We start from the raw sequence: 14,225 nt of genomic DNA, 5'->3' as shown, positions 1-14,225 counted from the left end.
CATGCTGAGCAGAACTGCCTCGGATTTATATTGGATGTCGCGCTACCTGGAGCGCGCGGAAAACCTCGCGCGCATGCTGGATGTCAGTTATTCGCTGTCGCTGATGCCCCAGGATGGGCGCGGCGATGGCCTGCACGAACTGGCCATGCCCCTGCTGATCACCGGCACCCTGGACGACTATCACGCGCGTCACGGCGAGTTGCATGCCGAGCGTTTGTTGCACTTCTTTGCCCTGGATGCCGCCAACCCGGCGAGCATCTACAGTTGCCTGGGCGCCGCCCGCGCCAGTGCCCATGCCGTGCGTGGGCGAATTACTGCGGACATGTGGGAAAACATCAACGCCACCTGGCTGGATATTCGCGTCATCGCCCAGGAGGGCCTGAGCCGCTATGGCATGAGCCGTTTCTGCGAATGGGTCAAGGAACGTTCCCACCTGTTTCGTGGCGCCACCTACGGCACCATCATGCGCAACGACGCTTTTCGCTTTATTCGCCTGGGTACCTTTATCGAAAGGGCCGACAACACCCTGCGCCTGTTGGACGCCCGCTACGAGATGGCCGGCGACCAGGCCGACGTGGTGATTGATGGCACCGCCCACGCCTATTACCAATGGAGTGCGCTATTGCGGGCCTTGTCGTCCTTCGAGGCCTACACCGAGATCTATCGTGATGCCCCCGGCGCCCGGCAGGTGGCCGAACTGTTGCTGCTGCGTGCCGATGTGCCGCGTTCCCTGCGCGCGTGCAGCGAAGAAATCGACCAGATCCTCGCCAGTCTGCCTGGCATCAACGGCCGCCCGGCCCAGCGCCTGGCCGCCGAAATGGACGCGCGCCTGCGCTTTACCGCCATTGACGAAATCCTTGAAGAAGGCCTGCACGCCTGGCTGACCGACTTCATCCCGCTGGTACGCCAGTTGGGTAACGCTATTCATCATTCCTACCTGGAGGCGGCATGAGACTTTCCATCAGCCACGAAACTACCTACCGCTATGAAGACCAGGTGCGTGCCAGCATCCAATACCTGCGCCTGACCCCTCACGACAGCGAGCGTCAGCATGTGCTCAGTTGGCAGCTGGATCTGCCGCGTCCGGTGCGGGCCCAGTTGGACCCATTCGGCAATATCCTGCATGTGCTGACCCTGGATGAGCCCCACGAATCGATCGTCATCGGCGCCCGAGGCCAAGTGGACATTGACGAGTGGCGCGAGGCCGAGCACGACAGCCAGTCGCCATTTCCTTTCCAGCGTTGCACGCGCCTGACTGAGCCGGACGAGGCCCTGCGCGCCTTTGCCCAGCAGCACTGCGGTAAACGCCGGGATCGCAATGCCTTGATCGATCTGATGCACGCCCTCAACCAGCATATCGCCTACGTGCCGGGGGCCACGCAAGTGGAAACCTGTGCGGCCGAGGCGTTCGCCGGGCGTGCCGGGGTTTGCCAGGATCACGCCCATGCATTCCTGGCCTGCGCGCGCAGCCTGGGGATCGCCACGCGGTATGTGTCGGGGTATTTGTATAGCGAGGACAGCGAGCACCTGGCCAGCCATGCCTGGGCCGAAGCCTGGATGGATGACGCCTGGTACAGCTTCGATGTGACCAACCAACTGGCTCGCCCGGAGCGGCATCTGAAACTGGCGGTGGGCCTGGATTACCTCGACGCCTGCCCGGTTCGCGGCATGCGCCGTGGCGGCGGGCACGAGCAGATGCATGCCAGGGTATTTGTGGCGCCGAGCCCGGTAATCCTGGTGCAGCAGCAATAACCCCGCACCCCCTTGCCGGCGATGAGCCCAGAATGATCCTCATCGTCGGCAAACCGGCATCAGGTGCTATTTAGCGGCTGACACCCGCCACACCTTATTCCCCACATCATCGGCTACCAACAAGCCGCCTTGCTGGTCGATCACCACGCCCACCGGCCGGCCCATGGCTTTCTCATCACTGTTGAGGAACCCGGTCAGCACATCCACCGGTGCGCCGTTGGGCTTGCCCCCCGCAAATGGCACAAAGATTACCTTGTAACCACTGTGCGGCTTGCGATTCCACGAGCCGTGCTGGCCAATAAACGCGCCATGGGCAAATTGTGCCGGCAGCGTGTTGCCTTCAGCAAAGGTCAGGCCCAACGATGCGGTGTGTGGCCCGACGGCATAGTCCGGGGCAATGGCCTTGGCCACCAGGTCCGGATCCTGCGGCGTGACCCGTACATCCACATGTTGGCCGTAGTAGCTGAACGGCCAGCCGTAAAAGCCACCGTCCTGGACCGAGGTGATGTAGTCCGGCACCAGGTCGCTGCCGATTTCATCGCGCTCGTTGACCGCCGTCCATAGCTTGCCGCTTTGTGGCTCCCACGCCATGCCATTGGGGTTGCGCAGCCCGGAAGCAAAAATCCGCTGCTTGGCGCTGGCCCGGTCGACTTCCCAGATCGCCGCGCGGCCCTGTTCGGCTTCCAGGCCGTTTTCACCGACGTTGCTGTTGGAACCCACGCTCACATACAACTTGCTGCCGTCCTTGCTGGCCACCACGTTTTTCGTCCAGTGGTGGTTGAGCGGGCCGCCCGGCAGGTCGATGACCTTGGTGCCCTGGGCCTTGATCGCGGTTTCCCCCGGTTGATAGGGAAAGCGCAGCAGCTTGTCCGAGTCGGCCACGTACAGGTCGTTGCCCACCAGGGTCATGCCAAACGGCGAGTTGAGGTTTTCCAGGAACACCGTGCGGGTTTCTGCCACGCCGTCATGGTCGGCATCGCGCAGCAGGGTGATGCGGTTCGGGCTGGGTACGCCGGCCCCGGCACGGCCCATGACCTTTTCCATGACCCAGCCGCGAATGCCCTTGGAGTCATCCGGCTTGGGCGGCGCGTTGGTCTCGGCCACCAGCACGTCGCCGTTGGGCAATACATACAACCAGCGCGGGTGGTCCAGGCCTTCGGCGAAGGCGCCGACCTGGGTGCCCGCAGCCGCGCTCGGCTTGGCGCCATCGGGCCAGCCAATGGCCGGGGCGATGTTGACGGTGGGGATCAGGGTTTTGTTCGGTTCCGGCAGCTTGGGCGATGGCCCCGTGCCGTCGGAGACCTGCAAGGTTGAGCTTTCGCCGCAGGCGGCGAGTGCGCCTGCGGCCATGATCAGTACGGCGAGTCGGGTCTTGTGCATGTTTTTCTCCTCAATGCCTGTAGTCATAGAGGTACGGTGCGCGGCGATGGTTCAAGTGCATGGCCGGCTTTAATTGACGCTGTACCCCCAACCCACTAACCTTCGCCGCTTGTTTCAGGTGCTCTGTGACGTACCCGTCGACCGAGTGAAACAGGGAAGCCGGTGAGTGCGCGCACTTTTCTACAGTGCGGCCACGATCCCGGCGCTGCCCCCGCAACGGTAAATGAGTCAAGACGCTGCTTTTGCCACTGTATCGCCTGCGATATGGGAAGGCGCATCGTCGGCTCGCCCTGCTCAACAGGGCGCCACTCATGAGCCCGGAGACCGGCCTGATCCATCCAACAGCATCACGGTGGGCGATGCTTGGCTTCATTTAAGTGGTCTTTTCCTGCCCGCCGTTTTTGTCCAGCCCCAACGGAGAGCTGCCATGACTGATTCCCCCGATCGTGACGAACGCCACCTGGCGCGCATGCTGCGCAAAAAAGCGGTGATTGACGAGCGCATTGCCAATTCACCGAACGAATGCGGTTTGCTGCTGGTATTGACCGGCAACGGCAAAGGCAAGAGCAGCTCGGCCTTTGGCATGCTCGCCCGGGCCATGGGCCACGATCTGCAATGCGGCGTGGTGCAGTTCATCAAGGGCCGCAACAGCACCGGGGAAGAGCTGTTCTTCCGCCGCTTCCCCGAGCAGGTGCGTTTCCATGTGATGGGCGAGGGCTTTACCTGGGAGACCCAGGACCGCCAGCGTGATATCGCCGCCGCCGAAGCGGCCTGGAAAGTCTCCCGGGAAATGTTGCAGGACCCGTCCATCGGCCTGGTGGTGCTGGATGAGCTGAATATCGCGCTCAAGCACGGCTATCTCGACCTCGACCAGGTGCTTGGCGACCTGCAAGCTCGCCCACCCATGCAGCATGTGCTGGTCACTGGGCGTGGCGCCAAGCCAGAACTGATTGAAATGGCCGACACTGTCACCGAAATGGGCATGCTCAAGCATGCGTTCCAGGCCGGTATCAAGGCACAGAAGGGCATCGAACTTTGAACCAGCCGCGCCATTGCCCTGCCGTGCTGATCGCCGCGCCGGCGTCAGGCCAGGGCAAGACCACCGTCACCGCCGCCCTGGCCCGTTTGCACCGCAACCTGGGGCGCAAGGTCCGGGTGTTCAAGTGCGGCCCGGACTTTCTCGACCCGATGATCCATGAGCGCGCCAGTGGTGCGCCGGTCTATCAATTGGACATGTGGATGGTCGGCGAGCAGGAAAGTCGCCGCCTGCTGTGGGAAGCAGCGGGCGAGGCGGACCTGATCCTGATCGAGGGCGTGATGGGCCTGTTCGACGGCACACCTTCCAGCGCCGACCTGGCGCGCCATTTTGGCGTGCCGGTACTGGCAGTGATCGATGGCACCGCCATGGCCCAGACCTTTGGCGCCCTGGCGCTGGGGCTGGCGCGTTACCAGGCAGACCTGCCGTTCGCCGGGGTCCTGGCCAACCGTGTCGGCACCGTGCGCCACGCCCAACTGCTCGAAGGCAGCTTGACCGAAGGCCTGCGCTGGTACGGCGCACTGTCCCGGGAAACCGGCATTGAGCTGCCCAGCCGTCACCTGGGCCTGGTGCAGGCCAGCGAGCTGAATGACCTGGACCTGCGCCTGGATGCTGCCGCCGCCGCCCTGGCCAGCAGTTGCGAGGTAGCGCTGCCACCGCCGGTGGAATTCGCCGCGCCCGAGCTGATCGAAGCCCAGCCGTTGCTGGCCGGGGTGCGGATTGCCGTGGCCCGTGACGAAGCCTTTGCCTTCACCTACGGCGCCAGCCTGGATTTGCTGCGAGCGATGGGCGCGCAGTTGCACTTCTTCTCGCCGATCCATGACCGCGTGCTGCCCGACGCCGACAGCCTCTATCTGCCCGGTGGCTACCCGGAACTGCATCATCAGGCGCTGTCGCAAAATAGCGCGATGCTGCAGGCGATCCGTGCCCATCACGCTGCCGGCAAACCGTTGCTGGCTGAATGCGGGGGCATGCTCTACCTGCTCGATTCCTTGACCGATGTCGAGGGCACGCGCGCCGAACTGCTGGGCCTGCTGCAAGGCGATGCGGTCATGCAAAAACGCCTGGCGGCCCTGGCCCTGCAAACGGTCGAGCTGCCGGAAGGCGTGCTGCGCGGGCATACCTATCATCATTCCCTGACCAGCACGCAGTGGCAGCCGATTGCCCGTGGCCTGAGCCCCAACGGCGGGCGCGGCGCCGAGGCGGTGTATCGCCAGGGGCGGATGACGGCCTCCTATGTGCACTTTTACTTCCCGTCGAACCCGGCTGCGGTGGCCGCGTTGTTTGCGCCAGACCGGCAAGCCGTTATGGCAGGCGACCACGGTTCAAATGTGGGAGCGGGCTTGCCCGCGATAGGGCCATGACCGACCACGCCTACCCCCAGGCCGAGCGCGACGCGATCTACCGCGCCATCGCCGAACGTCGCGACATGCGCCACTTCAGCGGCGGCACCGTCGCCCCCGAGCTGCTGCAGCGCCTGCTGCAGGCCGCGCACCAGGCCCCCAGCGTCGGCCTGATGCAGCCCTGGCGCTTTATCCGCATCAGCGACCGCAACCTGCGCGGGCAGATCCAGCAGTTGGTGGAAGCCGAACGCATCCGTACCGCGCAAGCCCTGGGCGAGCGTTCGGACGATTTCATGAAGCTCAAGGTCGAAGGCATCCACGACTGCGCCGAGGTGCTGGTGGCGGCGTTGATGGATGATCGCGAGCGGCATATTTTCGGGCGCCGGACCTTGCCGGAAATGGACCTGGCGTCGCTGTCCTGCGCGATCCAGAATCTATGGCTGGCCTCCCGCGCCGAAGGCCTGGGCATGGGCTGGGTGTCGCTGTTCGAACCCCAGGACCTGGCCGACCTGCTCGGCCTGCCGCCCGGCGCCAAGCCGCTGGCCGTGCTGTGCCTGGGCCCGGTGACGGAGTTCTACCCGGCACCGATGTTGCAACTTGAGGGCTGGACCGAACCGCGTCCGCTGAGTGACATGCTGTATGAGAATTATTGGGGAGTGAGTCAATGAGTGTGGCCTTGCTGAGCGTCGCCGCAGTGGCGCTGGATGCGCTGCTGGGTGAGCCCAGGCGCTGGCATTCGCTGGTGGCGTTCGGCAATTTTGCCGGGCGCATCGAGCAGCGTTTCAACTCTGCGGGGCGCGGCTGGCGCAGCCATGGCGTGACCGCGTGGTTTATCACGGTGATACCGCTGACCTTGCTGGCCACGGCCTTGTCCTGGGCGCCTTACTTCGGCTGGGTGATCGAGATCCTCGCGTTGTACCTGGCCCTGGGCATGCGCAGCCTGGGTGAGCACGTGCTACCGGTGGCCCAGGCCCTGCGCAGCGGCAACCTGGACGAGGCGCGCACGCGTGTCAGTTACCTGGTCAGCCGTCAGACCAGCGAATTGGACAGCACCGAAGTGGCGCGCGCCGCCACCGAGTCGGTGCTGGAAAACGGCAGCGATGCGGTGTTCGCCGCACTGTTCTGGTTTGTCGTGGCCGGGGTGCCGGGCGTGGTGCTGTACCGCCTGAGCAATACCCTGGATGCCATGTGGGGCTATCGCAACGAACGCTTTGAGCGCTTTGGCTGGGCGGCGGCGAAGATTGACGATGTGCTCAATTACATTCCGGCACGCTTGGTTGCGTTGACCTACGCCGTGCTCGGCAAGACCCGCCTGGCGCTCACATGCTGGCGCCGCCAGGGCCCGACCTGGGACAGCCCGAATGCCGGGCCGGTGATGGCTGCGGGCGCGGGCGCGCTGGGTGTCGAGTTGGGCGGGGCGGCGATTTATCACGGCGAGTTGCACCAGCGTCCGACCCTTGGCGAAGGGCCGCCGGCCGATGCCGATTCCATCGAGCGTGGCTGGCAACTGGTGCAGCGCGGCGTGTGGCTGTGGGTGTTGATCCTGTGTGCGGGGGCGCAATTCTATGCTTGAACACGGTGGACGGCTGCGCAAGGCGGCGTTGCAGTACGGCATCGCCCAGGAAGACTGGCTGGACCTGTCCAGTGGCCTCGCGCCCTGGCCCTGGCCAATCCCGCCCATCCCGCTGCGGGCCTGGGCCCGCCTGCCAGAGACCGATGACGGCCTGGAGCAGGCCGCCTGCGACTACTACGGCGCAGCCCAGGTGCTGCCGGTGCCGGGTTCCCAGGCGGCGATCCAGCTGCTGCCGCGCCTGCGCCGGGCGGGCAAGGTCGGCGTGTTGTCGCCGTGCTACGCCGAGCATGCCCAAGCCTGGCGCCGCGCCGGTTACATCGTGCGCGAGGTGCTGGAGCAGGAAGTCGACTTCTTCCTCGATAGCCTCGACGTGCTGGTGGTGGTCAATCCCAACAACCCCACTGGCCTGAGCCTTACGCCCCAGCGCCTGCTGGATTGGCATGCACGCCTGGCCCAGCGCGGTGGTTGGTTGGTGGTGGATGAAGCCTTTATGGACAACACCCCGCACTTGAGCCTGGCGAGCCAGGCCAATCAAGTGGGGTTGATTGTGTTGCGCTCGTTCGGCAAGTTTTTCGGCCTGGCCGGGGTGCGCCTGGGCTTTGTATTGGCCGAGCGCAAGCTGCTCAAGCTGCTGGCCGAGCAGGTCGGCCCGTGGGCGGTGAGCGGGCCGACGCGGGAGTTGGGCCAGGTGTGCCTGCGCGACAGTACCGGCCACACCTACCAGCGCCAGCGCTGCGAAGACGCCAGCCAGCGCCTGCTTCGCCTGCTGGAGCAGTATGGCCTGCGCCCACAAGGCGGCTGCGCGCTGTTCCAGTGGCTGATCACCGACCGCGCCGAGCTGCTACATGAGTTCATGGCCCAGCGCGGCATCCTGCTGCGCCTGTTTGTCCACGACAGCAGCCTGCGTTTTGGCCTGCCCGGGACTGACGCCGATTGGCTGCGCCTCGAACACGCCCTGACTGCCTGGAAGCAAACTTCATGACCACGCTGATGGTGCAAGGCACCACCTCCGACGCGGGCAAAAGCACCCTGGTGACCGCGCTGTGCCGCTGGGTCGTGCGCCAGGGCGTGCCGGTGGTGCCCTTCAAGCCGCAGAACATGGCGCTCAACAGTGCGGTCACGGCAGAAGGGGGCGAGATCGGCCGCGCCCAGGCCGTGCAGGCCCAGGCCGCCAACCTGGCGCCGCACACCGACATGAACCCGGTGCTGCTCAAGCCCAATAGTGACACCGGCTCCCAGGTGATCATCCATGGCCATGCCGTGACCAGCATGAATGCAGTGGCCTATCACGATTACAAAGCCATCGCCATGCAGGCGGTACTAGCCTCCCATGCGCGCCTGAGCGCGGCGTACCCGGTGGTGATGGTCGAAGGCGCTGGCTCGCCAGCCGAGATCAACCTGCGGGCCAACGACATTGCCAATATGGGGTTTGCTGAAGCGGTGGATTGCCCGGTGCTGCTGATCGCCGACATCAATCGCGGCGGGGTGTTTGCTCATCTGGTGGGCACGCTGGAGTTGCTGTCGCCGTCGGAGCAGGCGCGGGTCAAGGGCTTTATCATCAACCGCTTCCGTGGCGATATCGCCCTGCTGCAACCGGGCCTCGACTGGCTTGAGGCACGCACCGGCAAACCGGTGGTGGGCGTGCTGCCGTACGTGATGGACCTGCACCTGGAAGCCGAGGATGGCATCGACCAGCGCCAGATCGACAAGGCGGCGCAGGTGCTCAAGGTGGTGGTGCCGGTATTGCCGCGCATCAGCAACCACACCGACTTCGACCCGTTGCGCCTGCATCCCCAGGTGGATCTGCAGTTTGTCGGGCCGGGCCAGGCAATCCCCGCCGCCGACCTGATCATCCTGCCCGGCTCGAAAAGCGTGCGCAGCGACCTGGCCTATCTGCGCGCCAATGGCTGGGACCGCGCGATTGCCCGGCACTTGCGCTATGGCGGCAAAGTCCTGGGCATCTGCGGTGGCCTGCAAATGCTGGGTGAGCAGGTCCACGATCCGCTGGGCCTGGAAGGCGCGGCGGGTTCCAGCGCTGGCCTGGGCCTGCTGGCGTTCAGCACCACCCTGGAAGCCGAGAAACAATTGCGCAATGTGCGCGGCCGGCTGGTGCTGGAAGAGGCGCCGGTCAGTGGTTATGAGATCCATGCGGGCGTGACCCGAGGGCCTGCCCTGGAGCAGGCGGCGGTGCGCCTGGATGATGGCCGCAGCGACGGTGCTTGTAGCGATGATGGGCAGATCCTTGGCACTTATCTGCACGGTCTGTTCGAGACGCCCGCCGCATGCAGCGCCTTGCTGCGCTGGGCCGGTTTGCAGGATGTGCAGGAAGTCGATTACCACGGCCTGCGCGAGCGCGATATCGAGCGCCTGGCGGATTTGGTGGAGCAGCATCTGGACACTCGGTTGCTGCGCCAGTTATGTGGCATTTGAGGGCTTGACCATGTTGCAACTGATCCTCGGCGGCGCCCGCTCCGGTAAAAGCCGCCTGGCCGAACAACTCGCCAGCGACAGCGCCATGCCCGTCACCTATATCGCTACCAGCCAGCCCCTGGACGGTGAAATGAACGCGCGCGTGGCCCTGCATCGCCAGCGTCGTCCCAGCCATTGGGGGCTGATCGAGGAACCGCTGGAATTGGCGCGGGTGCTGCGTGAAAACGCTGCCCCGGGCCGTTGCCTGCTGGTCGATTGCCTGACCCTGTGGCTCACCAACCTGTTGCTGCTGGACGACCCACAGCGCCTGGGCGTCGAGCGTGAATCCCTGCTGGACTGCCTGGCGTCGCTGCCGGGGGAAATCATTTTTGTCAGCAACGAGACCGGTCTGGGTGTCGTGCCGCTGGGCGAATTGACTCGCCGCTATGTGGATGAAGCCGGTTGGCTGCATCAAGCCTTGGCCGAGCGTTGTCAGCGTGTAGTGCTGACCGTTGCGGGCCTGCCCCTGACTTTGAAAGGTACTGCGTTATGAGCCAATCCTGGTGGCTGCAACCCTGCAAGGCGCTGGACGCCACGGCCTATGAACAAGCCCTGGCCCGCCAGCAGCAACTGACCAAGCCCGCCGGGTCGCTGGGGCAACTGGAGGCGCTGGCAGTGCAACTGGCCGGGTTGCAAGGCCGGGTCAAGCCAACGGTCGAGCAGGTATGGATCGCGATCTTTGCTGGCGATCACGGTGTGGTCGCCGAAGGCGTCTCGGCCTATCCCCAGGAAGTCACCGGGCAGATGCTGCACAACTTTGTCAGCGGCGGTGCGGCGATCAGCGTGCTGGCCCGGCAACTGGATGCACAGCTGGAAGTGGTGGACCTGGGCACCGTGACGCCATCGCTCGACCTGCCGGGCGTGCGCCACCTGAATATCGCCCCGGGCACGGCCAATTTTGTGCTGGGCGCGGCCATGACCGAGGCCCAGGGTCAGTTGGCCCTGGCGGCGGGGCGTGACAGCGTGCAGCGGGCGATCAACGCGGGTGCGCAGCTGTTTATTGGCGGCGAGATGGGCATCGGCAACACCACTGCCGCCAGTGCACTGGCCTGCGCCTTGCTCGATTGCCAGGTCAGCGACCTGACCGGCCCCGGCACCGGCCTGAATGCCCAGGGCGTCAGCCATAAAGTGGCGGTGATCGAGCGCGCCCTGGCGTTGCATGCCGGGCAGCGGGGCGACCCGTTGCAGACCCTGTTCAACCTCGGTGGCCTGGAGATTGCGGGGTTGGTGGGGGCCTATCTGGCCTGCGCCCAGGCGGGGGTGGTAGTGCTGGTCGACGGGTTTATCTGCACCGTCGCGGCGCTGGTCGCCACGCGCCTGAACCCGTCTTGCCGGCCATGGCTGTTGTTCGGCCATCGGGGCGCCGAGCCGGGCCATCGCCATGTGTTGCAAAGCCTTGAAGCCCAGCCGCTACTGGAACTGGGCCTGCGCCTGGGCGAGGGCAGCGGTGCGGCGCTGGCGGTGCCCCTGTTGCGCCTGGCCTGTGCGTTGCACGGGCAGATGGCGACGTTCGCAGAAGCCGCCGTGGCGGATCGCCAGGCATGACCTTGCACCTGGACCTGCTGCGCCATGGTGAAACCGAACTGGGCGGCGGTTTGCGCGGCAGCCTGGATGATGCGCTGACCGCCAAGGGTTGGGCGCAGATGCGCGAGGCGGTGCTGGCGCGCGGGCCGTGGGATCGACTGGTCAGCTCGCCGCTGCAGCGCTGCGCGCGTTTCGCTGAAGAGTTGGGCGCACGCCTGAACCTGCCGGTGAGCCTGGAACAGGATCTACAGGAGCTGCATTTCGGCGCTTGGGAAGGGCAGAGCGCGGCGCAGTTGATGGCGACCGACGCCGAGGCGCTGGGCCTGTTCTGGGCGGATCCCTATAGCTTTACGCCGCCGGATGGCGAGCCTGTCGAGGCGTTTTCCCAGCGCGTGCGCGGCGCCGTCCTACGTCTGCATCAGCTGTATGCCGGACAACGGGTGCTGCTGGTCAGCCATGGTGGCGTCATGCGTTTACTGCTGGCCCAGGCCCGTGGTTTGCCCCGTGAACAGTTGCTGAATGTCGAGGTCGGCCACGGCGGCCTGTTTAGCCTGCGGGTCGAAGCCGATGGCATGTTGAGCGAGGGCGCCTGAATGTTGCCGTTCTGGATTGCCTTGCAGTTTCTCAGCAGCTTGCCGATCCGCCTGCCGGGCATGCCGCAACCCCAGGAGCTGGGGCGCTCGCTGCTGTTTTATCCGCTGGTCGGGCTGTTGTTCGGGCTGCTGCTGTGGGGCTTGAACACGCTGTTGATGGGCGCGCCTTTGCTGTTGCATGCGGCCCTGCTGCTGACGGCCTGGGTGTTGCTCAGTGGCGGCCTGCACCTGGATGGCCTGGCGGACAGCGCTGACGCCTGGCTGGGCGGTTTTGGCGACCGCGAACGCACCTTGAGCATCATGAAAGACCCGCGCAGCGGCCCGATTGCGGTGGTGACCCTGGGCTTGGTGCTGCTGCTCAAATTCAGCGCGCTGGTGGCGCTGATCGAGCAACACAATGGCGCCGCGTTGATCCTCGCGCCGTTGATCGGGCGCAGCTCGCTGCTGGCACTGTTTCTCACCACCCGCTATGTGCGCGCCGGGGGCCTGGGCCAGGCGCTGGCTGACCACTTGCCACGGATTGTCGGGCAGCAGGTATTGATCCTCAGCGGCCTGGCGTGTGTGTTGATCGGCGGTTTCAGTGGCGGGATTGCGGTGTTGCTGGCGGCCATCTGCTTTGTGGGCTTGCGGCAACTGATGATCAATCGGCTGGGCGGCACCACCGGTGATACGGCCGGCGCCTTGCTGGAGCTGCTTGAGGTAGCGGTGTTGATCGGTCTGGCTCTGTAACACTTTCTTGCATTTCCTTAATCGCGGGTATATACACGTTCCATGCTTGCCTCCCAATGTTTATGCACCAACCTGCGTCGTGCCGCCCGTGGCGTCAGCAGGCACTATGACGGCGCCCTCGATGGCTTCGGGATCAACGTCGCCCAGTATTCCTTGCTGTGTAACCTGCAGCGCCTGAACCAGCCGAGTATTTCTACCCTGGCCGATGCCATGGGCCTGGATCGCAGCACCCTGGGGCGTAACCTGCGGGTGTTGGAGGGTGAAGGCCTGGTGCGGTTGGTGGAGGGCGATGACCTGCGCAACCGTTTGGTCGTGCTCACGGAGGAAGGCAAACAGCGCCTGGCGGCCGCGTTGCCGGCCTGGGAAGCGGCGCAGCAGAAACTGATTGATAAGTTAGGCGTGCAAAAACGCGAAACCCTGTTGGCCTTGCTGGATGAACTCGCTTAAAAGCGGGCTTGTTCGAATACAAGCGGGTATATACCCGTAGCGGAGAATAATAATGACCTCGATGTGGCGTACCAGTGGCTGGATTCTTGTCGGGAGTGCGCTGATCCTGGCCCTTTCCCTGGGCGTGCGACATGGCTTTGGCCTGTTCCTGGCGCCCATGAGCGCCGAGTTCGGCTGGGGCCGTGAAACCTTTGCCTTTGCCATCGCCCTGCAGAACCTGATCTGGGGCCTGGCGCAGCCGTTTACCGGGGCCCTGGCCGACCGCTTTGGCGCGGCCAAAGTCGTGATGATCGGTGGCGTGCTGTATGCCTTGGGCCTGGTGTTCATGGGCTTGTCCGATTCGGCGTGGTCGCTGTCGTTGAGTGCCGGCTTGTTGATCGGGATCGGCCTGTCCGGTACCTCGTTCTCGGTGATCCTCGGCGTGGTCGGGCGTGCCGTGGCCCCGGAAAAACGCAGCATGGCCATGGGCATTGCCAGCGCCGCCGGGTCTTTTGGCCAGTTCGCCATGTTGCCGGGCACCCTGGGCCTGATTGGCTGGCTGGGCTGGTCCGCCGCCTTGCTGGTGCTGGGCCTGCTGGTGGCGCTGATCGTGCCGCTGGTGACAATGATCAAGGACCGCCCGCTGCCGGTGGTGGCAGGCCAGCAAACCCTGCGCGAGGCCCTGCACGAAGCCTGTTCCCATTCCGGGTTCTGGTTGCTGGCCTTTGGCTTTTTTGTCTGCGGATTCCAGGTGGTGTTTATCGGTGTGCACTTGCCGGCCTACCTGGTGGACCAGCATCTGCCGGCGACCGTCGGCAACACGGTGCTGGCGCTGATCGGCCTGTTCAACATCTTCGGCACCTACACCGCAGGCTGGCTCGGCGGGCGGATGTCCAAGCCACGTTTGCTTACCGCGTTGTACCTGCTGCGGGCGGTGGTGATCGTGTTGTTCCTGTGGGCGCCGGTGACGCAAATGAGTGCCTACCTGTTCGGCATGGCCATGGGCTTTTTGTGGCTGTCGACCGTGCCGCTGACCAATGGCACCGTGGCGACCTTGTTTGGCGTAAGAAACCTGTCGATGCTGGGTGGGATCGTGTTCCTGTTCCATCAGTTGGGCTCGTTCCTCGGCGGCTGGCTGGGGGGCGTGGTCTATGATCGAACCGGTAGCTACGATTTGATCTGGCAGGTGGCGATCGTCTTGAGCCTGGTCGCGGCCGCCCTTAACTGGCCTGTGCGTGAGCGACCTGTGGCCAGGTTGCAAGCGCAGATGGGGGTTGCATGAACTCGATCGGGTACTGGGTTGGCGCAGCCGGCCTGCTGACGTTGTTGCTGCTGGCCTGGTGGGGCTGGCAGCGCAGCGGGCTGGCGTTGATGCAACTGGGTATGTCGATCTGTTAAGT

General features: G+C 64.8%; 15 protein-coding genes and 1 riboswitch. Of the genes, 14 read left to right on the top strand and 1 reads right to left on the bottom strand.

The features are described 5' to 3' along the window. Position 1: 1 nt before the first annotated feature. Both HBO05_RS13610 and HBO05_RS13605 read left to right on the top strand, forming a co-directional pair. The gene (locus HBO05_RS13610; protein ID WP_169955240.1) at positions 2–952 is read left to right on the top strand and encodes an alpha-E domain-containing protein; all 951 of its coding nucleotides are present in this window, start codon (positions 2–4) and stop codon (positions 950–952) included. Then, a complete protein-coding gene (locus HBO05_RS13605) occupies positions 949–1,752 on the top strand; it encodes a transglutaminase family protein (protein ID WP_172312887.1) in 804 nt (267 codons plus the stop codon). The genes HBO05_RS13610 and HBO05_RS13605 overlap by 4 nt, the downstream gene beginning before the upstream one ends. A gap of 66 nt (positions 1,753–1,818) precedes the next feature. Here HBO05_RS13605 and HBO05_RS13600 read toward each other — a convergent pair whose 3' ends face one another. Further along, positions 1,819–3,132, bottom strand: a complete 1,314-nt coding sequence (locus HBO05_RS13600) for a sorbosone dehydrogenase family protein (RefSeq protein WP_172312885.1) — start codon at positions 3,130–3,132, stop codon at positions 1,819–1,821. Between the two features lie 99 nt (positions 3,133–3,231). Then, positions 3,232–3,480, top strand: a riboswitch (cobalamin riboswitch). A gap of 79 nt (positions 3,481–3,559) precedes the next feature. Between HBO05_RS13600 and cobO the strand changes: the two genes are divergently transcribed. From cobO to HBO05_RS13540, 12 genes are all read left to right on the top strand, one after another. Next, a complete protein-coding gene (cobO, locus tag HBO05_RS13595; RefSeq protein WP_169955243.1) occupies positions 3,560–4,171 on the top strand; it encodes a cob(I)yrinic acid a,c-diamide adenosyltransferase in 612 nt (203 codons plus the stop codon). Beyond that, positions 4,168–5,532 (top strand): cobyrinate a,c-diamide synthase, encoded by a 1,365-nt coding sequence (locus HBO05_RS13590; RefSeq protein WP_172312883.1) that lies wholly within the window; start codon positions 4,168–4,170, stop codon positions 5,530–5,532. Before cobO ends, HBO05_RS13590 begins: the two co-directional genes overlap by 4 nt. Beyond that, positions 5,529–6,179 (top strand): 5,6-dimethylbenzimidazole synthase, encoded by a 651-nt coding sequence (gene bluB, locus HBO05_RS13585; protein ID WP_169955245.1) that lies wholly within the window; start codon positions 5,529–5,531, stop codon positions 6,177–6,179. The genes HBO05_RS13590 and bluB overlap by 4 nt, the downstream gene beginning before the upstream one ends. Further along, positions 6,176–7,084 (top strand): adenosylcobinamide-phosphate synthase CbiB, encoded by a 909-nt coding sequence (cbiB, locus tag HBO05_RS13580; protein WP_172312881.1) that lies wholly within the window; start codon positions 6,176–6,178, stop codon positions 7,082–7,084. The genes bluB and cbiB overlap by 4 nt, the downstream gene beginning before the upstream one ends. Next, a complete protein-coding gene (gene cobD, locus HBO05_RS13575; protein ID WP_172312879.1) occupies positions 7,077–8,066 on the top strand; it encodes a threonine-phosphate decarboxylase CobD in 990 nt (329 codons plus the stop codon). Before cbiB ends, cobD begins: the two co-directional genes overlap by 8 nt. Next, complete coding sequence (locus HBO05_RS13570; RefSeq protein ID WP_169955248.1) at positions 8,063–9,514, top strand: cobyric acid synthase; 1,452 nt, start codon at positions 8,063–8,065, stop codon at positions 9,512–9,514. Before cobD ends, HBO05_RS13570 begins: the two co-directional genes overlap by 4 nt. A 10-nt stretch (positions 9,515–9,524) precedes the next feature. Continuing rightward, positions 9,525–10,046, top strand: a complete 522-nt coding sequence (gene cobU / locus HBO05_RS13565; protein ID WP_170056948.1) for a bifunctional adenosylcobinamide kinase/adenosylcobinamide-phosphate guanylyltransferase — start codon at positions 9,525–9,527, stop codon at positions 10,044–10,046. Beyond that, on the top strand, positions 10,043–11,098 hold the full coding sequence (gene cobT, locus HBO05_RS13560) for a nicotinate-nucleotide--dimethylbenzimidazole phosphoribosyltransferase (protein WP_172312877.1): 1,056 nt from the start codon (positions 10,043–10,045) through the stop codon (positions 11,096–11,098). Before cobU ends, cobT begins: the two co-directional genes overlap by 4 nt. Continuing rightward, positions 11,095–11,670, top strand: a complete 576-nt coding sequence (gene cobC / locus HBO05_RS13555; RefSeq protein WP_170056950.1) for an alpha-ribazole phosphatase family protein — start codon at positions 11,095–11,097, stop codon at positions 11,668–11,670. The genes cobT and cobC overlap by 4 nt, the downstream gene beginning before the upstream one ends. Further along, entirely contained in the window at positions 11,671–12,399 is a 729-nt protein-coding gene (locus tag HBO05_RS13550) for an adenosylcobinamide-GDP ribazoletransferase (RefSeq protein ID WP_172312875.1), read from the top strand. Positions 12,400–12,441: 42 nt separating this feature from the next. Beyond that, positions 12,442–12,846 (top strand): MarR family transcriptional regulator, encoded by a 405-nt coding sequence (locus tag HBO05_RS13545; protein ID WP_169955253.1) that lies wholly within the window; start codon positions 12,442–12,444, stop codon positions 12,844–12,846. Between the two features lie 61 nt (positions 12,847–12,907). Further along, complete coding sequence (locus HBO05_RS13540; RefSeq protein ID WP_172312966.1) at positions 12,908–14,107, top strand: MFS transporter; 1,200 nt, start codon at positions 12,908–12,910, stop codon at positions 14,105–14,107. Positions 14,108–14,225: the final 118 nt, after the last annotated feature.

The sequence above is a fragment of the Pseudomonas sp. WS 5079 genome, assembly GCF_012985465.1.
Taxonomy (GTDB): domain Bacteria; phylum Pseudomonadota; class Gammaproteobacteria; order Pseudomonadales; family Pseudomonadaceae; genus Aquipseudomonas.
This window is presented reverse-complemented; position numbering and strand designations above follow the sequence as displayed.